The sequence below is a fragment of the Wolbachia endosymbiont of Ctenocephalides felis wCfeT genome (genome assembly GCF_012277295.1).
In the GTDB taxonomy this organism is placed as follows: domain Bacteria; phylum Pseudomonadota; class Alphaproteobacteria; order Rickettsiales; family Anaplasmataceae; genus Wolbachia.
Genome location: NZ_CP051156.1, coordinates 398,669 through 418,885, shown reverse-complemented (window position 1 = coordinate 418,885; position 20,217 = coordinate 398,669). Strand labels below are relative to the sequence as shown.

Here is a 20,217-nt window from a genome sequence, read left to right as displayed (position 1 = left end):
TTCTGCTCTTGAACGCTCCCTTATTAGTATCCATTCAGGTGTATGGCTTAAGAAGCAATAGCCAGTAGGTTTTGAAAAGGATTTAACTTCTTTTGCCTCCAAGTCAAGTACAATGAAATTATCCTCTCAAGAAACATATTTCCCCGTTTCGATTGTGTAAAATATGAAACTTTTCGGTAAACAACGTAATGCCGAATCTGTCGCTCAGCATAGTTGTTTGTCAGTGGAATATTTTCTGGATCGTCCAAAAATTTCCACATCATCAGATCCGATTTCATGATATTTTTTGCTACTCGAGACGCTCCAATTGCCTCGGGTAAATTTGATATATTCTTTAAGTAATATCTCGTTCGCTTGCGTAATTTTCTTGCTCTTCTTATGAACCTTAATGTGTCTATTTCATCCTTTAACAGAGCTTTTTTCAATGCAAATAATTCAGTAGCAACATTCCTTAAATAATACCCCAAAACTTTCACTTCGCTATTCCAACTATGAGACAACCTTTCAAAATCTCTTGCTAAATGTGCCCAACAGACCTGCCTTTTCTTGCTGGAAAAGTAGTTGTAAGCTGCATATCTGTCGGTCACTACTAGGTTGTTATTCTTTCCAAATTTACTATTTTCCAGGACTTTCATCCCTCTTGACTCTGTCAATTTGATCACACTTCCTATTTTGCTCGCAAACATCCAGCACCAGCCCTGTTTACCTTTGTTGTAATGGCTAGTTTCATCGATATGTAAAATTTTGCTCTTGCTTACCTCTTCCTCAATTTGCTCATATGCTTCTTGGCATTTTTCTGCCACTCTAGCCTCGCTATTTGATACACTACCGACGCTGATATCCAGGTTGAAAATGTCCTTTATAATATTTGCCACTTCTTTTTTCGAATTCTTGTAAAATCCACTTAATGCTGTAATTACTGACTTAACTCTTGGACCAAATGTGTCTGCAGTTACTCCTTCTTGTAGCTTGCTACTTTTTCTTTTTCCACATCTTTTGCAACGTCCATGCTCTAGTTGATATTCAACTACATACGGCTTGATTTCCGGCAAATCGACCTTTTGATGAGTATACGGATCTTTTGATACCGCAATTTCTCCTCCGCACTCACACGTATTGGGCAGTTCTATTTTTACCATCTCATCTGCCTCCATTTTAGGGCGGTAACTGCCTTTATGTCCAACCTGTGCTCCTACTTTCCTGTCACTTTTTGGCTTATTTTCCCTCATCTTATATAATTCTTTGGAGCTTGGTATAGATGAATTTTTTGAATTTAAGCCAAGCCTTTCTTTTAACTCAGCGTTTTCGATCCTTAGCGCTTTATTTTCTGCTTTAAGCTCTTCTATTTTTGTTTCTAACTTTTCTATAGTCTGCTTAAACTTTCGCAAAATTCTAAAAGATCAACCATATTACCTCACAGCCACTCTAGTTTACCTTTTTAGCATTCCTTGTCTACTCTTTATTTTACCGCCCGGCTGAATGGATACCTTACCTTGCTGTATTCTTAGCTTTTCCTCTTAAGGTTCTACAGAGTTGCATATTATTATCCTTAGCAATTGTTGAAATCTTAGAAGCAGCACTAAGTCTTTTAGTTGACGCAGTCCGTGATAGAAGTTTTACATCTACTAAAAGTAACATACAAAAATCAGGTCACTTACTGTATGGTAGTTTTAGAAATTTGATACCTATAACTAAACTTGATGAGCCTGTTGCTAATTTTATAGGCACTCCTGGAGTAAGTTGTTGTGCATAATATGCAAAAAATTTACTGAACAAATCCTATAATGTTTTTAATTTCTTTTAAATTTTGGTTTGCAATTTCTGCTGCTTTCTCTGTGCCGTTTTTTAGTATTTCATGCAAATGGGATTGATCCTTCAGTAAATCGTTTATTTTCTCGCGTATCGGTGACACTATGCTAATAATCAGTTCTGCTAGCTCTTTTTTGAAGTATTTCATATCATGTTTATTCATTTCTTCACATGTTTTTTCTACACTTGAACCACTTAGTGCTGAATAAATATTTACTAAATTATTTATCTCTGGGCGACCTTTGAGGTCAGTAAAGCCATGTTCTGAATCCGTCTTAGCTTTTTCTATTTTCTTGATAATAAGATCATCTGTATCATCAAGATTAATACATGAGTATTCTGAAGGATCAGACTTGCTCATCTTATTCGTACCATCTCTTAAACTCATTATTCTTGATGTTTGATCCAAAATTAAGATTTCAGGTATAGTGAAATGCTCAAGCTTATAATGATTGTTGAATGCTGATGCAATATCACGTGCAAGCTCCAAGTGCTGTTTTTGATCATCTCCAACAGGAACATATTTAGTTTGATAAAGCAATATATCTGCAGCCATAAGCACTGGGTAACTATATAGCCCAAGTGAGGCTTTTTGCTTATCGCTGCCAGCTTTATCTTTAAATTGAGTCATGCGATTGAGCCAGCCTATAGGCGTATAACACTCAAGTAACCAACAAAGCTCTGCGTGACCACTAACTGTAGATTGACTAAAAATAATGGACTGTTTTGGATCTATGCCACAGGCAATGTAAGTTGCTGCTGCTTTAAAAATATTATTCCTTAATTCATCTGCAGGAAGCTTATTGGCTGTTATTGCATGCAGATCAACGATACAAAAAAGGGACTTATATTGTTTTTGCAAATCCACCCACTGTTTGATTGCACCAAGGTAATTGCCTAAATGCAACACACCACTTGGCTGAATGCCTGAGAAGACAATATCTGTCATGTGTAATTATTCAGTTGCTTCTTCAGCATTGCTAGATTTCTTAGAAATAATAACCATTGCAGGGCGAAGTAATCTACTTTTAATGGTATAACCGGTTTGTAATACCTCTACAATAGTGCCAGCTTCTTTTTCATTATCCTCTTTTTCTACAACAGCTTGGTGTAGATTGCTATCAAAAGGTTCCCCTATTGGATTTATTTCTTCTATTCCATGATTTTTTAAATCATTAACTATTTTTTGATGAGCTACTTTGATTCCTTCATGTATAGGATCACTGTCTTGTAAATTTTCCATTGCTCTTTTTAAATTATCGCACGAATCGATCATATCACGTGCAAATTTCGTGACTGCATAATCACCTGCATCACTAATTTGCTTTTGCATTATTCGTTTTATGTTCTCGTTGTCTGCAACAGCACGACGTAAATGATCCTCAAGTTGAGCTGCACGCTCTTTCAGTGCATTTAGCTCTTCATTTAAATCATCGGTTTTTACGTGTTGTGAGTCATCAACTTTATTCCTGTTTACCATATCGGCAAACTTTTTCTTTGTTTCTTTGCTTCTGTCTGACATTTTGTTATCCTTAAGAACCTAATAAATATATAGCAATTAATCCGAAAATATCAAGCATTACCTATGCCCGCCTTTCTATGCTCTCATTCAAAAAGTTAATAAGAACGGTTTTGTAAGGAGAATCAATGATATTACTTTGTGCTGCATCAATGTAATGTTTTGCTTTTTCCATGGAAAGTTGAATTGCATTATGGTATTCAATGTAACGTAATGCCTGGTTAAAATCACGCTCAATATTTATGGAAGAAAAACACTCTTGCCAAAACTCTTGCTCTTTATTGTTACCATTCTCATATGCTATAATGGCAGGCAAGGTAATTTTACCTTCAAAAAAATCTTTTCCAATTTGCTTTCCAGACGTGCTTGCAGTGTAATCAAGTACATCATCAATTATTTGAAACGCCATACCAAAGTTAAAACCAAAATTTTTCAACCTAGTTGTTTCATCATTTGTAGCACCAGAAACTACAGCAGCAGTCTCGCAGCACGCAGAAAACAAAGATGCTGTTTTTTCTTCAATGATGCCAAAATAATTTTCCCTCATTGTCTTATGACTAAACTGCGTTGTCATCTGCTTAATCTCACCTTTTACAAGTGAGTGCGATGCTTCAGATAAAATAGAAAGAATATTTAAATTTCCACACTCTATGAGCCACCTGAATGCCAAAGTTAACAGTAAATCACCAACCAAGATGCTTGATTTATTCCCCCAGATTTTATTTGCCGTTTTAACACCATGACGTGCTTCACCGTCGTCAAGCACATCATCGTGGAGCAAAGTTGCATTATGTATAAATTCTACTGCTGCTGCAACATTGATCCTATTCTCCCCAGAATAGTTAAGCATCTTACATACAATAAAAACAAGCTTAGGCCTTATTTTTTTTCCACCTGACTTGATTAGGTTTGATATAATATTTGCAGCGAGTTCAGAATGTTCGTAAGCTACATTTCTGGAGATAAAATCCTCCATTATTAATAAATCAGAAAATACTATATCATCTAACTTTTTGTTGCTGGTTTTTAGCATTAAAGGGATTTACGCCTCTTGCTCTTTTACTTTCTTTTCTTTTACTTTCTGTGTTTCTGCTTTTTTAACTTCTGCTTCTGCATTTAAATTTATCGCACCTTTTTTGATGAACCAAAGCACTCGTTCAGTTGCTTGAGCACCTACACTGAGCCAATGTTTTAATCTATCAACCTTTATTACAACACGATTTTTATTATCTTTTGGTAACATCGGATCATACTGTCCAATTCTCTCAATAAATCGCCCATCTCTTGGTGCACGCGAGTCAGCCACAACTATTCTATAAAAAGGACGCTTCTTTGCTCCAAATCTTGCCAACCTTATTTTAACTGCCATGTTAATCTTTATTCATATATTATATAATTTTATACAACGATGCGTTTTAGTCAAATTAATTTTTACAATTTTTAAGCTATTTGCAGCTTATCAATATAATTCAGCAAAACCTTCTTAGTGAGCTTAAAACCTTCTGAGGTATCTCCCTCACATCTTGCTGTGATGCAGTTTTGTGTATTTGATGCCCTAAGCAGCCACCAACCGTCATCATTGACTACTTTAACTCCATCAAGATCAGAAAATGCAATGTTTTTTTGCTTTAGCGTTTTTTTCATTGATTCTACTATTTGAAACTTCTTTTCTTCATCAACTTCGATCTTCATTTCATGTGTAATATATAATTTTGGTAAACTCTCTATCATCTCAGATAAACTTTGGTCCTTTTTAAGTAAAATATCAATAGCCTTAATTGCAGAGTATAGCCCATCATCAAACCCAAGTTCAGAGAAAAAGAAGTGCCCACTCAACTCACCAGCAAATTTTGCCTTTTCTTCCTGCATTTTTTTCTTAACTAATGAGTGCCCAGTAGCACAGGTAATAACTTGTCCTCCTAATTTGTTAACAAATTCATGCACTTTCATACTCATCTTTACATTAGCAATGACTTTGCTATTTGGATGACCTTCCAAAACTTCACGTGCGAAGATCATGAATAGGTGATCATTAGAAACAACATTGCCTTTGTTATCGATAAGACGCACCCTATCGCTATCACCATCAAGTGCAATACCGAGATCACATCCAGATCTCTTCACAATATCAATTAATTGAGCAAGATTTTTCTCCTCTATTGGATCGGGATTATGTAGTGGAAACGTTCCATCTATTGAATTGTTGGTAACTATGTGCGTATGACCAGGTAAAACCTCTTCAATATATCTTATCACTCCGCTTGCTGGGCTATTACCACAGTCCCAGGCTATTTTCAATTCTCGTGATGTATTGTTTTTTACCGAGTTTTTTAGTATCTCAATATATTGTCTATATATATTTATATTAATCACACTGCCAATTTTTTCACTACTTTTAATTTTGCTGTTTATGACTTCCTTTATTTCTTGATCAGAAAAGACTTTTTCATTACTGAAAAACTTAAAACCGTTATATTCACTCGGATTGTGAGAAGCGGTAACCATGATACCAAGATCTGCCTGCATAGTCTGCGTTGCGGCATAAAGCATCGGTGAGGAGCATAGTCCAATGCGCAAAACATTCGCTCCGGATAAAGTTAGCCCTCTAATTAACTCTCTTTCTATGCTAGGTGAGCTAATTCTACTGTCATAGCCAATACATACTTTATTTGCAGTTTGACCGAATTTTCTGCCAATTTCATATCCATCACTAATTTGTAAATCTTTTCCTACCACGCCTCTAATATCATATTTCCTTATAATCATGCTGCTTCTTAAGTAATCACTGCACTGTAAGTATACATAGACAATTCGAAAACACTCAATTTAATTTGCATCCTTATTTATTAATTTTTTAATAAAAATTGTTTACATTTTATATATAATTATATTTTAAAAGTATTAAAGCTATGCCAGAAGGAATATCAGCACCTAAAAAGAAAAGTTTTGAAGGGTTAGTAAGTAAAAATGAAAGTTTAGATGTAAGTGAAGAAACCAAAAACAGTATTCTTAAAATTGCTGAAGAGAGTCAGTCTTTCACGGACTTCATAGAGAAATTATTCACAAAGAAATTAGGAGAAGATAATTTAATTTGGCATTTTGTTGATTCTTTCTTGGAGGACAAAGACATTAAGAAAAAACTAGCAAAATGGAAAAGTGAGTTACGGTCGTTTAATAGCGTCATCGAGGCAATATATACAAAACTGAAATTAAAGAAGGAAGATTGTTTGATATGTCTAGATGGTACTGATGTTTACATTAGACCTAAAGAAGGGAAATCAATAGCAATCAGTGATGTCTTAAGGAACGGTGACGAGGGTAAAGTCTACTATATACATTTAGGAGGTGGTGTTGAAGTAGCTACGAAGAGAGAAGGTAACAAAAGATACTATACTTTTACCGGTCCAGATTCAAGTTCATGTATAATGACCATCAGCTGGAAAGCTAAAGGCTCTGACGGTAAAGATATAGACTGTAGCATGGAGGTAAAGGTTGGCCCTAATGGTATCGAGGACTTCGTGAGTAAGCCAACCTTTGGTGGTCTATCGCTAGATAAGATCCTAGAATTAGCTAAGCAGAATGAAGAAGTTTATATTAATGGAAAAACTCTGTATCAAGATTTGCTTCGAGCTTTTCCTAATATGGATAAAGGTACTGGGAAGGCTGGTGATGAAACATTTGGAGGCTATAGCAGCGCTCCTACGCCTCCACGTAATGCTCGTGAAGAAGTAAATAGTATACCTGGTAGTAAAAAAGTACATGAGCAAGGATAGGGAGGATTAGAGGAGGCAGTAAAGCAAATAATGAAAGAAAATGTAAGATTAAACGCGCTAATAGAAAAAGACGATGAACAAAGAGAAGGGTTAGAGAAAGGAGTTAAAGAAGTTCATGAGCAAGGAGAGGAAGAATTAAAGGATAGAGTAAGGCAATTAGAGAGATAAGGGAGAATTAGAAAATCGTAATAAAGCGCTAATAGAAGAAAGCGATGAACAAGGAAAGAGATTAGTTAAAGAAAAAGAAGAGTTAGGAGAAAAAGTTAAGAAATCTGAAGCTGAATCGGAAATTTTGAGGAAAATTTTAGCCCAAAGAGATGAAGGTAATGAACAATCGGTGCAAGATATAAACGCGTTAGAGAAAGAGCTAAAGGATAGAGACGATACTATCAAAAAATTAAATAATCAGTTAAAGGACAAAGAGAGCGACACTAAATTATCAGATGCTGCAAATGACGGACTGCAGAAAAAATTGGATGAAGTTGAAGCAAAGCTAGCTAGAATGACAGAAGCGCAGGCAAAGCTAGAGAGCGATATGAAGGCAGTAGTGGAAGGCTTAGTAAGTGGTCATAAAAGGGAGTTAGAGAAATCAGAAAAACGGTTGTTGGAAACAGAGAAGAGATTGACTGAGACAACAAGTGAATTAATGGATGTGCAGAACAGAGAGAAAGGGTTAACTGAGGAATTAAATAAAATAAAGAAGGGCTCAGGAGGAAATTTGCCGAATCAATAACCTGGTGTGAGTCTTGCAGGTGAGCTAGACAAAATGAAGGATAATAAGATAAAAGAGCTTGAAGCTACGGTAGCAAGTAGGGACGATGAGATAAAAATTGCTAGAGACACTGAGAAGAAATTGGTAGACGCATTGCAGGAATTGGAAAGAGCATTGCAGCAGAAAGAAGATCATCAAGATAAAGGTAAGCAAGCCGTAAGTAGTAACTCGAATCTGGTGCATGCGTTAAGGAAAAAAGGAAAAAAAGAGATAAGATTAGAGAGAGATAACTCCGCTATATCTGACCAATTAAAGAGGAAAGTAGGAGAAAATAAGGAGTTAAAAAGAGAAATTGAGGAGTTAAAAAGGAAAGTAAAAGAAAATGAGCTACTAAAGCAAAAGGCTACTGAATCACCTTCAACTAAACAAGCAGGAACGATGACTGTGTCATCACAAGAAAATGAGCTACTAGAACATAAAGCTACTCAGACGAGCGTGCCACACGAAGCTGGCGCTATAGAGAAGGAGTTGAATAAAGCAATTGAAGAGAGAGGTCAAAAGAAAAAAGAGTTCAAGAATCTTGTGGAACAGTTAGAACATAAAAATGGCACCCTACCTACATCCTTACCATCAAGAGTTGCAAATTTTTTCAGAGGTCCAAAGTACTTCAAGAAAAAGTTCATAAAATTGCAAAAAGAAGATCATTTATTGAGTAAGAGAATTAGACAGTATCCAGAGATAGCAAACAATATGGAAGTTGAAAGGCTAAGAGTCGAGACATTGGATTTTAAAAAGAACTGCGAAAAGTTAATTGATGATTTGGATAAAATGACACAGGTAGAACAGCCGTCTTCCACTGATCCCAAAAAGACTACAGGAGCAGAATATAAAGTTGGTGAATCAGTTTTTTATGTGTCATCTCCCACTGGCCAAACAGGGACTACACAAGCACAAGTTATTGATACACCAACAGAAGTTAAAAAAGTAGTTCAAGCTAAGCAGGAAACTCATCCGTTAGTTAAAGAGAAAGGTCAAATAATGGAAGAGTTCGAGAAGCTTCGGACACAGGCACAAGATTTATACTACCAACAGAAAGATGGAATGGTAGTAGGGGATAAAGAGCTAGAGCAGTTAAAAGGAACGTTCAAACATCTTCAAGAAGAAGATAAGTCATTAGATGAGAGAATTAAACAAGAAAAGTTAGGTGAAGAAACAAGAGAGAAAATTGAATTGAAAGATATCTGGATACGGTGGCTTGTACCTGTCTGTAAAACTTTCATAGATTTGACTCGTGAGAAACTTCAAAAAAAGACTCAAGAAGCTCAAGCTGAACAGGAAACTCAACAGGTAGAGCAGTCGTCTCCCACTGACCAAACAGAGGTCAAACAAGTAGTTCAAGCTAAGCAGGAAACTCATCCATTAGTAAAAGAGAAAGATGAAATAATAAAAGAGTTCACGGACCTTAGGAGACAGATAAAACATGTAACCGAAAACATTGAACAGGAAGCTCCAAGTATAGAGCAGTTAAAAGGAAAGTTCAAACATCTTCAAGAAGAAAATAAGTCATTAGATGAGAGAATTAAACGAGAAAAGTTAGATGAAGAAACAAGAGAGAAAATTGAATTGAAAGATATCTGGATACGGTCGTTTGTACCTGCCTGTCAAACTCTCATAGATTTGACTCGTATGGAACTTCAACAAAAGACTCAAGAAGTTCAAGCTGAACAGGAAACTCAACAGGTAGGACGGTCACCTTCCACTGGCCAAACAGAAGTCAAACAAGTAGTTCAAGCTGATGAAAGCAAAGTGGTATCAACTAAAACTAAAGTTGAAAATGAAATTAAAGTACCCAGAATGAGTGTACACCCCGACGATGTTACTATAGCAAAGAAGCAGATAGAACAGTTAAAAGAAAACCCCTCCTTACAATTAAGATTTGTAAATTATTTAATGAATTTTCCCGGATTTAGTCTCATAACTCGTTCTATAAATTATTTCATGAATCTTTTTACTAGACGAGGTTTAAGTGTAGAGTAGACAGAGAAAATGCTCAAACAGTCGTCTCCCACTGACCAAACAGGGGTTAAAGAAGTAGCTCAAGCTAAGCAGGAAACTCATCCATTAGTAAAAGAGAAAGATGAAATAATAAAAGAGTTCACGGACCTTTTGAGACAGATAGAACGTGTAACCGACCAACAAAAAGATGGAATGGTAGGAAAGGGTGAAGAAATATTGGAACGTGCAAATGATTCCGTATTTAATAAACAAAAAGTCCCCTTACGATCAAGACTTATGAATTTAGCATCGAATGTTATGATTTTTTTTAAAAATTACATCGCAAATTCCATCGTAAATTTTTTCACTGGCAAGAAAGAAGATTTAAGTAAGGAAACTAAACAAAAAAATCCAAAGATAGAACAGTTAGAAAAAAAGTACAAACAGTTACATGAAAAAGATAAGTTATTAAGTAAGAAAATTAAACAAGAAAGTTTAGATGGAAAAAGAAGTAGTGAAATTGCAAGAAGAGATTTCAAGATATGGGAGTTAGCAAGGGACTGTAAAGTTTTCATACACGCGAATCGTGATGCAATTCTTCAGGAATTTCCAAGAAGGACTCATGGAACAATTGTTGGAACGAGATTAATGCAATCGAAAACAGAATTATCAGGAGCAACGTCAGCACAAGTCACTTCCGGTTCTATCAAATCTGATGAACCACCACAACCCAAGCCACGAACAACGTTATCTCCAACTACTGGTGGTTCTAAAAAACCTGATGAACCCCCACAACCCGAGCCACGAACGGAGTCCTTCCCCCCAATTGCTGGTGATTCTCAAAAACCTAACCAGACACCACCACAACCCAAGCCACGAACGATGCCACTTGGTGCAAAAACAATGGACTCATTTACTCAAACAGAGTTAACTTCTCAAAGAAGCAAGACTTTTTTTGGTTCAAGAATGAAGTTCCAACAACTGCCACCGAGAACAAAATTATCAGAAACAATACCAACACAAGTCGCTCCCGGTCCTGTAGAAATCACTCTTGAAGATTCTGTCGAACCTGGTGATTCTATAAGACCTGATAGTACACCACAACCTAAGCCACGAACTACGTCACTTCCAACTACTAGTGGTTCTAAAAAATCTGATGATAAACCACAATCCCAAGAGAGGAGTTGAGGTTGTACATCTAATGATATTGTGGGACTGTACAAATAGCTAGAATAGACTTCACTTAGGTAACTAATTAAGCTAATATTTTAATTTCACACATGTTAATCAGAATAGGTACTAGAGGAAGCGATCTTGCGGTTGCTCAAGCTTTAGAAGTGAAAAAGAAGTTACTTAGTTCTTTTCCTAATTTATCTATTGAGATTATTAAAATTAAAACCTCTGGAGACAAATATGCCAATGCGAATCTTGCTGAAATAGGGGGTAAAGGGCTATTTATTAAAGAAATTGAAGATGAATTACTTGAGAGCAAGATAGATATTGCAGTTCACTCTCTAAAGGACGTACCCGCATTCTTTTCAGATGATTTAATAATTCCATGCGTTCTGAGAAGACTAAGTCCATATGATGTATTTGTTTCTCATAAGCATAGCAGCTTTGAATCTTTACCAAAGCAGGCCACAATTGCTACTTCTGCAATAAGAAGGAAAGTTCAGTTATTACATTTTAGACCAGATTTAAACATAGTACCGCTACGTGGGAATGTAACAACTAGATTACAAAATCAGAGTTTTGATGGGATAATTCTAGCTGAAGCTGGATTGATAAGATTAGAAAAACACCATTTAATCACAGAGATATTGCCACCAAAACTCATGTTAAGTGCGGTTGGACAGGGGGCAATTTGTGTTCAATGTAGAAAAAATGATGTAAAAATTATCGATCTTTTAGAGAAATTTAATGATAATATGTCCTATATAAGGGTTAAATCAGAACGTAGTTTTATGAAAACGGTAAATGGCTCATGTTTTACACCACTTGCAGCTTTAGCTGAGTATGTAAATGAAAATATGTTATACCTTCGCTGTATGTTAGCTAATGAGAAGGACATATACTTTACGGAGCGTACTTCCTGCATAGAAGATGCAGAAAAAATGGGCATAGATGCAGGGCTAGAGTTGAAATCAAAATGCTTATAAGCTTACCTAAAGTACGTGGGGCATATCGTTATAATATTTCAATGTCCAAAATGACGTGGTTAAATGTTGGCGGGCAAGCTGACGTATTATTTAAACCTCATGATATTGACGATTTGAGGTATTTAATTAGAAATGCTGAATTACCAATTAGTGTTATTGGTGCAACATCCAATATAATTGTGCGAGATAGCGGCATTAGAGGGATAACAGTAAAGTTAGGTAAAGAATTTGCATATATAAAGTACAAGGGAAACAACTCTATTGTTATAGGTGGTGCTGCACTGCTTAGTAATCTTGCTTACTTTGCCGGAGAAAGGCAAATAGGTGGACTAGAATTTTTAGCTGGAATCCCAGGGACAGTGGGTGGCGGAATAGAAATGAATGCTGGTGCATATGGTAGTGATATCGCGAGTATTATGCAGTCTGTAAAAGCAATTAGCTTGGAAGACGGAAATATATATGAATTCTCCAGCAGAGAGATGGGTTATTTTTATCGAGGGCATAGTTTAAAAGGAAAATGGGTTTTCATTGAAGCTGAGTTCAAGGGAGTAAATTCAGAATACGAAATCATCTCGAAAAGATTGGAAGAAATCATTGATAAAAAAAATGAGAGCCAACCAACAAGGGGAAAAACTGCCGGTTGCATATTTAAAAATCCACAAAACTACCAAGCATGGCAGCTGATCGATAAATCTGGCTGTAGAGGGTTAAATGTTGGTGGAGCTAAAATCTCTGAGAAGCATTGTAATTTTTTACTTAATTGCAATAATGCCACTGCTTCTGATCTTGAAAGTCTTGGCAATAGAGTTAGAGATATCGTAAAAGATCAATTTAATGTCGAACTTGAGTGGGAGATAAGGGTTATTGGTAACTACTAAAAGAAGACAAACTGTAGCTAGCTCACATAAATAGCAATAAAAGGTGCAGTAAAGATAAAGCTGTCCATCCGATCAAGTATTCCTCCATGACCAGGTATTATGCCTCCGCTATCTTTCACACCATAAACTCTTTTAATAAGTGATTCAGTGAAATCGCCAAGCTGTCCTAGTATAGCAATTGCACAGCCAATAAAAGGAGAGTAAAGAATTGAAAATAGACCAAAAAATATTGACCCAAAGATTGTACACACTATCCCAGCTAGGATAGCACCAAGAAGCCCCGACCAAGTTTTACCAGGACTAATCATCGGACAAATCTTTGGTCCACCAAAGTTCTTGCCAAATAAATAGGCAGTGATATCAATACTCCAAATAGTTAGAATTATCCATACTAATGCGTATTTTCCCTGTGGTAAATTATATAAATATATCAATGAGGCATTTGGCAATGCAATAAGTAACAGCGCAAAAATATATAAAATTTTATTCCCTTTGGTTAAATTATACCACTCAAAGGAAGATAAAACCGCTATTGAAAAGATCAATAAATAGAACGATAAATCACTAAAATATGTAGCAAAAGAAAATATAAACAATATTACTATTGAAGACAGCATCCTAACTATAAAATTATTATCCACCATATCTTCTCTCTCTTTTTGTATAATCTTCTAATGCCTTGCTTAAATCTTGGCAAGAAAAATCAGGCCATAAAGTATCACAAAAATATAACTCTGCATAAGCTGCTTGCCATAATAAAAAATTACTTAACCTTTTCTCTCCTCCCGTGCGAATTAGCAAATCTAACTTTGGCAAGCCTTTAGTATAAAGAAACTTCTCAAATTCATCTTCTGATACAGAGTCAACATTTTCTTTTATGATATTGCTTATAGCTTGTGTGATTTCTTGTTTTGCTCCATAGCTTACTGCTACAGTAAGTAATAAACCTTCATTCTTTTGTGTAACTTCCTCTGCCTTTTTAATTTGATCAAATATTCTGGCTGGTAGCATGCTTAAATTGCCGATAAAGTTCAATTTAATGTTACAGCTACAAATGAAATTAACTTTATCTTTATCAGTTAAAATAGAATAAAATAAATCAAATAAGCAGTTAGTTTCATCTACAGGTCTTAGCCAATTTTCCATAGAAAATGCGTATAAGGTTAAATAAGGTATAGTGAGAGCTGTGCAATACTTAGCAATATCATATGCAACTTCACTACCCTTTCTATAACCGTCAAGTTTTACCTTTCCTTGATTATTTGCCCATCTACCATTGCCATCCATTATGATTGCTAAATGTTTCGGCAAAAGTTCAGGGCTTAATATGTTTGTCATTTAGTGACTCAATACATCTTTTTCTTTTATGGATAATTCTTCATCAATTTTCTTGATATTTTCATCAGTAATGCTCTGAACTTCCTTTTTAGCACTATGAAACTCATCTTCTGAGATTTCTTTATCCTCCTTCATCTTCTCTATTTCTTCTAAAGTATCCCTGCGTATATTTCTGATAGCAATACGTGCATTTTCAGCAAATTGGTGCAACAGCTTAACTAGTTTCTTACGAGTCTCTTCTGTTAAATCTGGAAGCGTTACACGTATTGTATTGCCTTCAATAACAGGATTTAAACCAAGATTAGCATTCAGTATGGCATTTTTAACTTCACCTATAATTCCCTCATCCCAAACTTTGATTGATAAAGTTTTATTGTCTGTAACTGAAACGCCTGCAACTTGACTTAACTTTTGATGTCCACCGTAGGCATTCACCACCACACCGTCAAGTAACGATGCACTAGCCCTTCCAGTACGTACACCTTTAATATCATCATGAAAGGACTGAATAGTTTTTAGCATCCTCTCTTTTATTTTAGTTTTTACTTCACTTAACATAAATTACCTACTGTTTGACACTATAGTATAAATGCCTCTACCTTTAATGATATTGACTATTTTCTCCTCTTTCAAAGAAAAAACTACAATTGGAATCAAATTTTCTCGTGCAAGTGAAACTGCTGATGCATCCATCACTTTTAAATCACGAGCTAATAAATCTGTATAAGACAGTTTATCGTACATTACAGCATCTTCATTTTTCTTAGGATCAGAGGAATATACTCCATTTACTTGCGTACCTTTAAGAATAACATCACAATTCATTTCAACTGCACGTAAAGCTGCAGCTGTGTCTGTAGTAAAAAATGGATTACCTGTACCTGCTGCAAATATTACTATTCTACCTTTTTCCAAATTACGAATAGCTTTTCTCCTAATGTAAGGCTCGCATATAGCAGCCATAGGTATTGCAGACATTACCCTAGAGTCCACTGAATTTTCCTCTAAAAAATTTTGCAAAATCAAAGCATTAATTATAGTTGCAAGCATGCCAATGTAATCACTGCTTGCTCTTTCACAACCATTCAAAGACGCAGACGAACCACGAAATATATTGCCACCACCAACCACAATACAGACTTGAACCCCAAGTTTATGAATATCAGCTATATCCTTACATAATCGGCTTATTACTTCCATATCATGGCCAAAAGGCTGTAGCCCCATCAAAGCTTCACCAGAAATTTTAAATAATACCCTAGAGTATTTTACTTCATCTGGTGAGATTTCCATCTTTAATTATTTTGACCCAAAACAAATAACTTGTAATCAGATAATTTAACAGGAGAACTTACATTTGATTCGATTGATTTTATAAAATCAGAAATTTTTATCTTATCATCCTTTATAAATTTTTGCTCTAACAAGACAACTTCTTCATAGTATTTAGCCATACGACCATCCACTATTTTTTTTGTTACTTCTTCAGGTTTATTTAAGCTTTTTACCTGTTCTTCAACGATAGATCGCTCATTATTTAATTTAGCTTGATCTAAATCATCTATGGACAAGGCTTCAGGCTTCATAGCAACAATATGCATTGCTACTTGCTTTCCAACTTCTTGCAGCTTTGCCTTATCACCGGATGACTGCAATGCAACCAAAGCACCAGTCTTTCCTAACCCATGTATATCGCCATGTACATAACCAGCGATCACTCCATCTTTAGCTTCTAAGTAACAAACTTTACTTAACTCTAGCTTTTCACCAAGAATCGATGTGCCGTTCATAATAGCTTCCTTTACTGTGCCAGTGCCATTATATTGAGCATTTTTTAGCTCATCAATACTGACACAACGTTCTTTCTGAGCAATTGATGCTAAATTTGAAACTAACTCTATAAATTTATCATTTCGTGCAACAAAATCAGTTTCGCAATTTAATTCAACCAACACACCACAATTTTCAGATAAATGCATAGCAACAAGCCCATCAGCAGCTATTCTATCAGACTTCTTGTCTGCCTTAGCAAGGCCTATTGCACGCAACTTATCAACTGCCTTGTTGATATCACCATCACATTCTTCTAGTGCCTTTTTACAGTCGCTTAAGCCAAGCCCTGTTCTATCACGTAATTCTCTTATATTACTTGGATTCACTATCATTTGTTACTACCTCCTTTTCTTCTTCTTTTATAACTTTACTACGCCTTTTTTTGGTTTCCACAATACCATCTTCTTTTTCCTGAATAAATTCATCATCTTTGATTTCATCAATCTTAACTCCAGACCTTGCTAAACTGGACTCTATTCCAGCTAATATAAAATCAGCTGCTAATTTACAATAAAGTTCTATTGATTTTCTTGAATCATCATTCCCAGGTATAGGGTAAGTAATGTCATCTGGATCAGAATTGGTATCAAGTATTGCAACTATTGGAATTCCCAATTTTTTAGCCTCTGCAACTGCAGTATGCTCCTTGTTAGTGTCAATAATAAATAAGATATCGGGAACTGCTCCCATTTCTCTAATACCACTTAAAGCCTTGTCAAGTTTTTGCCTTTTTTTATCAATATTGCCTAGTTCTTTCTTCGTTAAAATACTATCTTCGTTGCCTAGTATTTTTTCATATTGCATTAAAGTCTTTATTGAAGAAGAAACAGTGCCCCAGTTAGTCAGCATACCACCGAGCCATCTATGATTCACATAATATTGACCACAACGAATTGCTTCACTTGCAATAATGTCCATGGCTTGAAACTTTGTTCCAACAAATAAGATACGACCGCGTTGAGATGCAACATCATATAAAGCTTTCATTGCTCCCAGTAGCAATGGTAATGTTTTCCTTAAGTCTATTATATGTATACGATTTTCCTGATGCACCCCATATATATATGGAGCCATCTTTGCATTCCAACGACTAGTCTTGTGACCAAAATGTACACCAGACCCAGCCAAATCACGTATTGTTACTTCAGGCAAATTTGCCATAATTTTATCCTCCAAATAGTTTATCCTCCATGGCACAACCCCAATGGGACTACTTGTATTAGCCATGTGTGAAATCAAATTACTTACATAGTAATAGAAAATGCTACAAAGCGCAAACAAAAAATATTGACATGGAGTAGCATATTTATTAATTTTAAAATAAAAAAGTCATTAAAAAGTAAATGGGGGTGTAGCTCAGCTGGTTAGAGCGCTTGCCTGTCACGCAAGAGGTCGTGAGTTCAAGTCTCATCACTCCCGCCATTTAACATAATCTCTTAATATTAACGTATCCATTCAGCCGGGCGGTAAAATAAAGAGTAGACAAGGAATGCTAAAAAGGTAGACTAGAGTGGCTGTGAGGTAATATGGTTGATCTTTTAGAATTTTGCGAAAGTTTAAGCAGACTATAGAAAAGTTAGAAACAAAAATAGAAGAGCTTAAAGCAGAAAATAAAGCGCTAAGGATCGAAAACGCTGAGTTAAAAGAAAGGCTTGGCTTAAATTCAAAAAATTCATCTATACCAAGCTCCAAAGAATTATATAAGATGAGGGAAAATAAGCCAAAAAGTGACAGGAAAGTAGGAGCACAGGTTGGACATAAAGGCAGTTACCGCCCTAAAATGGAGGCAGATGAGATGGTAAAAATAGAACTGCCCAATACGTGTGAGTGCGGAGGAGAAATTGCGGTATCAAAAGATCCGTATACTCATCAAAAGGTCGATTTGCCGGAAATCAAGCCGTATGTAGTTGAATATTAACTAGAGCATGGACGTTGCAAAAGATGTGGAAAAAGAAAAAGTAGCAAGCTACAAGAAGGAGTAACTGCGGACACATTTGGTCCAAGAGTTAAGTCAGTAATTGCAGCATTAAGTGGATTTTACAAGAATTCGAAAAAAGAAGTGGCAAATATTATAAAGGACATTTTCAACCTGGATATCAGCGTCGGTAGTGTATCAAATAGCGAGGCTAGAGTGGCAGAAAAATGCCAAGAAGCATATGAGCAAATTGAGGAAGAGGTAAGCAAGAGCAAAATTTTACATATCGATGAAACTAGCCATTACAACAAAGGTAAACAGGGCTGGTGCTGGATGTTTGCGAGCAAAATAGGAAGTGTGATCAAATTGACAGAGTCAAGAGGGATGAAAGTCCTGGAAAATAGTAAATTTGGAAAGAATAACAACCTAGTAGTGACCGACAGATATGCAGCTTACAACTACTTTTCCAGCAAGAAAAGGCAGGTCTGTTGGGCACATTTAGCAAGAGATTTTGAAAGGTTGTCTCATAGTTGGAATAGCGAAGTGAAAGTTTTGGGGTATTATTTAAGGAATGTTGCTACTGAATTATTTGCATTGAAAAAAGCTCTGTTAAAGGATGAAATAGACACATTAAGGTTCATAAGAAGAGCAAGAAAATTACGCAAGCGAACGAGATATTACTTAAAGAATATATCAAATTTACCCGAGGCAATTGGAGCGTCTCGAGTAGCAAAAAATATCATGAAATCGGATCTGATGATGTGGAAATTTTTGGACGATCCAGAAAATATTCCACTGACAAACAACTATGCTGAGCGACAGATTCGGCATTACGTTGTTTACCGAAAAGTTTCATATTTTACACAATCGAAACGGGGAAATATGTTTCTTGAGAGGATAATTTCATTGTACTTGACTTGGAGGCAAAAGAAGTTAAATCCTTTTTAAAACCTACTGGCTATTGCTTCTTAAGCCATACACCTGAATGGATACCAATGCAAGACCTAAGCGAGCCTACTAAGCACACGGCAAGTGCACAAGGAGTTGATGTTAACGCACCAGTATAAAAAGCCTAGGGTTCTTTCTTAGTAGATTTCAATATCTTAATAGCGCTGGTGTTGACAACCTCTCCACCAACGCGCTTGGTGATGAAAAATCTTACATGAGGTTTGTTGGTATAAGGATCTCTTAATATTCGCATTCCTCTACCATCTACGATTTTATAGGCTCGCTTGAAATCTGCGACTACAATTGTGTCATCTGGCATGTCGATAGACTGATATACTGGCACTCCCATTAGAGTATCTGGTTCATCAAGTGATAAACTCGGCTGCCACATATATTGGCCCGTTCCACTATATTTTAGCAGTCTAATATCTTTTAATCTCCTTCTACTCATTAAAAATGATGCGTTCTTAGAATAATGTTCATTCAGAGCATAATATAGTGATATTATTGCATCGCTATATAGGTTTTCCTCTGTAAACTGCTCTATTGTGTTATAGCTTTCTCCCGGGTCATAAGATAAAATTCCTTTTGGTTCAAAAGTGCCTTTACCTTTGATAAATGCCTGATTTTTTTTTGCACCAAAAGTTTCAACAATCTTACCCACTAGCCAACTTTCAACATCAACAAATGCATCATCGAGTAACTTCTGCGATATCTGTGGTTGGGCGTATAATTCATACGTTGTAATGGAAATCCTTTGGGCCCTGGGTGTTTCTGTATCCTTTGTGAAATCAGGCCTATTCTTTATGTCCCCACTCCAACCAGCGCCGGCTTCCCCATCTTCTATAATGTAATCAAATGTCTCGGTGGAGATTTTTTGACGAGAGCATAGCTGACGCATCAAAGATGCATCTGTTATATATTTATTTATACGCTTTAAAATATGTGGAGCAACAAGATACTCTCCACCACCTCCCCTATCTCCACTCAAGGCTTTTTGTGATAAACCATTCTCTGTTCCTTTGCGAAGATAATCAGAAAAATCTTTATCATTTGTATTAAAATCCGTGTTTACTCCCGGACGTTGTGCTGCAGTTTCTATTAAATCTAAACGCTCTTTACAGCTATCAATGGCATCATTTACCTTGTGTAGCTGCTCGACCGTTGAAGAGTCGGCATGACCCTTGCTTTCGATTTCTTCTAATCTGCGATTGTTAATTAGTTTAAATTGCTCCCACGATGAAGCGAGCTCATTGACACGGTGAGCAATATCAGAAAGTGACATACTAGCCTCCTTTGAAAAGTTATGATTTTTCGACTGTAACCTCTGCAACAGAA

Annotated in this window: 19 protein-coding genes, 1 tRNA gene and 2 pseudogenes; 9 read left to right on the top strand and 13 right to left on the bottom strand. The window is 36.0% G+C overall.

From position 1 onward, the window contains the following. Positions 1 to 47 precede the first annotated feature (47 nt). The 6 genes and pseudogenes from tnpC (HF197_RS02045) to HF197_RS02020 form a co-directional block, all read right to left on the bottom strand. Positions 48 to 1,408, bottom strand: a pseudogene (tnpC, locus tag HF197_RS02045) (IS66 family transposase). A 357-nt stretch (positions 1,409 to 1,765) separates the two neighbouring features. Next, positions 1,766 to 2,758, bottom strand: coding sequence for a tryptophan--tRNA ligase (gene trpS / locus HF197_RS02040; protein ID WP_168464080.1), 993 nt, complete (start codon positions 2,756 to 2,758; stop codon positions 1,766 to 1,768). A gap of 6 nt (positions 2,759 to 2,764) precedes the next feature. Next, on the bottom strand, positions 2,765 to 3,331 hold the full coding sequence (locus tag HF197_RS02035) for a nucleotide exchange factor GrpE (protein ID WP_168464079.1): 567 nt from the start codon (positions 3,329 to 3,331) through the stop codon (positions 2,765 to 2,767). 61 nt (positions 3,332 to 3,392) lie between these two features. Next, positions 3,393 to 4,361: a polyprenyl synthetase family protein gene (locus HF197_RS02030; RefSeq protein WP_168464078.1), complete on the bottom strand. Its 969-nt coding sequence runs from the start codon at positions 4,359 to 4,361 to the stop codon at positions 3,393 to 3,395. Positions 4,362 to 4,370: 9 nt separating this feature from the next. Further along, complete coding sequence (rpsP, locus tag HF197_RS02025) at positions 4,371 to 4,697, bottom strand: 30S ribosomal protein S16 (RefSeq protein WP_168464077.1); 327 nt, start codon at positions 4,695 to 4,697, stop codon at positions 4,371 to 4,373. 71 nt (positions 4,698 to 4,768) lie between these two features. Further along, positions 4,769 to 6,094, bottom strand: coding sequence for a phosphomannomutase/phosphoglucomutase (locus HF197_RS02020; RefSeq protein ID WP_168464076.1), 1,326 nt, complete (start codon positions 6,092 to 6,094; stop codon positions 4,769 to 4,771). A gap of 143 nt (positions 6,095 to 6,237) precedes the next feature. Between HF197_RS02020 and HF197_RS02015 the strand changes: the two genes are divergently transcribed. The 7 genes from HF197_RS02015 to murB all read left to right on the top strand — a co-directional run bounded on the left by HF197_RS02015 (position 6,238) and on the right by murB (position 12,845). Then, positions 6,238 to 7,101 (top strand): hypothetical protein, encoded by an 864-nt coding sequence (locus tag HF197_RS02015; protein WP_168464075.1) that lies wholly within the window; start codon positions 6,238 to 6,240, stop codon positions 7,099 to 7,101. Positions 7,102 to 7,131: 30 nt separating this feature from the next. After that, positions 7,132 to 7,269 (top strand): hypothetical protein, encoded by a 138-nt coding sequence (locus HF197_RS02010; RefSeq protein ID WP_168464074.1) that lies wholly within the window; start codon positions 7,132 to 7,134, stop codon positions 7,267 to 7,269. A gap of 124 nt (positions 7,270 to 7,393) precedes the next feature. After that, a complete protein-coding gene (locus HF197_RS02005) occupies positions 7,394 to 7,834 on the top strand; it encodes a hypothetical protein (protein WP_168464073.1) in 441 nt (146 codons plus the stop codon). A gap of 33 nt (positions 7,835 to 7,867) precedes the next feature. Next, complete coding sequence (locus HF197_RS02000) at positions 7,868 to 9,850, top strand: hypothetical protein (protein ID WP_168464072.1); 1,983 nt, start codon at positions 7,868 to 7,870, stop codon at positions 9,848 to 9,850. A gap of 9 nt (positions 9,851 to 9,859) precedes the next feature. Continuing rightward, positions 9,860 to 10,996 (top strand): hypothetical protein, encoded by a 1,137-nt coding sequence (locus tag HF197_RS01995; RefSeq protein WP_168464071.1) that lies wholly within the window; start codon positions 9,860 to 9,862, stop codon positions 10,994 to 10,996. A gap of 92 nt (positions 10,997 to 11,088) precedes the next feature. Further along, complete coding sequence (gene hemC, locus HF197_RS01990) at positions 11,089 to 11,967, top strand: hydroxymethylbilane synthase (RefSeq protein ID WP_168464070.1); 879 nt, start codon at positions 11,089 to 11,091, stop codon at positions 11,965 to 11,967. Continuing rightward, entirely contained in the window at positions 11,958 to 12,845 is an 888-nt protein-coding gene (murB, locus tag HF197_RS01985) for a UDP-N-acetylmuramate dehydrogenase (RefSeq protein WP_168464069.1), read from the top strand. Before hemC ends, murB begins: the two co-directional genes overlap by 10 nt. 17 nt (positions 12,846 to 12,862) lie before the next feature. Here the strand turns inward: murB and HF197_RS01980 are convergent, their stop codons facing one another. From HF197_RS01980 to rpsB, 6 genes are read right to left on the bottom strand one after another with little or no spacing between them, the layout of a single operon-like run. Then, positions 12,863 to 13,489, bottom strand: a complete 627-nt coding sequence (locus tag HF197_RS01980; RefSeq protein ID WP_168464068.1) for a phosphatidate cytidylyltransferase — start codon at positions 13,487 to 13,489, stop codon at positions 12,863 to 12,865. Beyond that, positions 13,479 to 14,174 carry a polyprenyl diphosphate synthase gene (gene uppS / locus HF197_RS01975; protein WP_168464868.1) on the bottom strand — a complete coding sequence of 232 codons (696 nt, stop codon included), beginning with the start codon at positions 14,172 to 14,174 and terminating at the stop codon, positions 13,479 to 13,481. The genes HF197_RS01980 and uppS overlap by 11 nt, the downstream gene beginning before the upstream one ends. A gap of 9 nt (positions 14,175 to 14,183) precedes the next feature. Further along, positions 14,184 to 14,741 (bottom strand): ribosome recycling factor, encoded by a 558-nt coding sequence (gene frr, locus HF197_RS01970; RefSeq protein WP_168464067.1) that lies wholly within the window; start codon positions 14,739 to 14,741, stop codon positions 14,184 to 14,186. 3 nt (positions 14,742 to 14,744) lie between these two features. Beyond that, on the bottom strand, positions 14,745 to 15,476 hold the full coding sequence (gene pyrH / locus HF197_RS01965; RefSeq protein ID WP_168464066.1) for a UMP kinase: 732 nt from the start codon (positions 15,474 to 15,476) through the stop codon (positions 14,745 to 14,747). Between the two features lie 2 nt (positions 15,477 to 15,478). Beyond that, the gene (tsf, locus tag HF197_RS01960; protein ID WP_168464065.1) at positions 15,479 to 16,348 is read right to left on the bottom strand and encodes a translation elongation factor Ts; all 870 of its coding nucleotides are present in this window, start codon (positions 16,346 to 16,348) and stop codon (positions 15,479 to 15,481) included. Continuing rightward, positions 16,329 to 17,177 carry a 30S ribosomal protein S2 gene (gene rpsB, locus HF197_RS01955; protein ID WP_168464867.1) on the bottom strand — a complete coding sequence of 283 codons (849 nt, stop codon included), beginning with the start codon at positions 17,175 to 17,177 and terminating at the stop codon, positions 16,329 to 16,331. Before rpsB ends, tsf begins: the two co-directional genes overlap by 20 nt. Before the next feature lie 184 nt (positions 17,178 to 17,361). On the opposite strand from rpsB, the gene HF197_RS01950 reads away from it, so the two are divergent. Together HF197_RS01950 and tnpC (HF197_RS01945) are read left to right on the top strand one after the other, a co-directional pair. Next, positions 17,362 to 17,438: transfer RNA gene (locus HF197_RS01950), tRNA-Asp, on the top strand. Between the two features lie 104 nt (positions 17,439 to 17,542). Beyond that, positions 17,543 to 18,879: pseudogene (gene tnpC, locus HF197_RS01945) on the top strand (IS66 family transposase). Positions 18,880 to 19,003: 124 nt separating this feature from the next. Here tnpC (HF197_RS01945) and HF197_RS01940 read toward each other — a convergent pair. Then, positions 19,004 to 20,164, bottom strand: coding sequence for a phage major capsid protein (locus HF197_RS01940; RefSeq protein WP_168464866.1), 1,161 nt, complete (start codon positions 20,162 to 20,164; stop codon positions 19,004 to 19,006). Between the last annotated feature and the right edge of the window lie 53 nt (positions 20,165 to 20,217).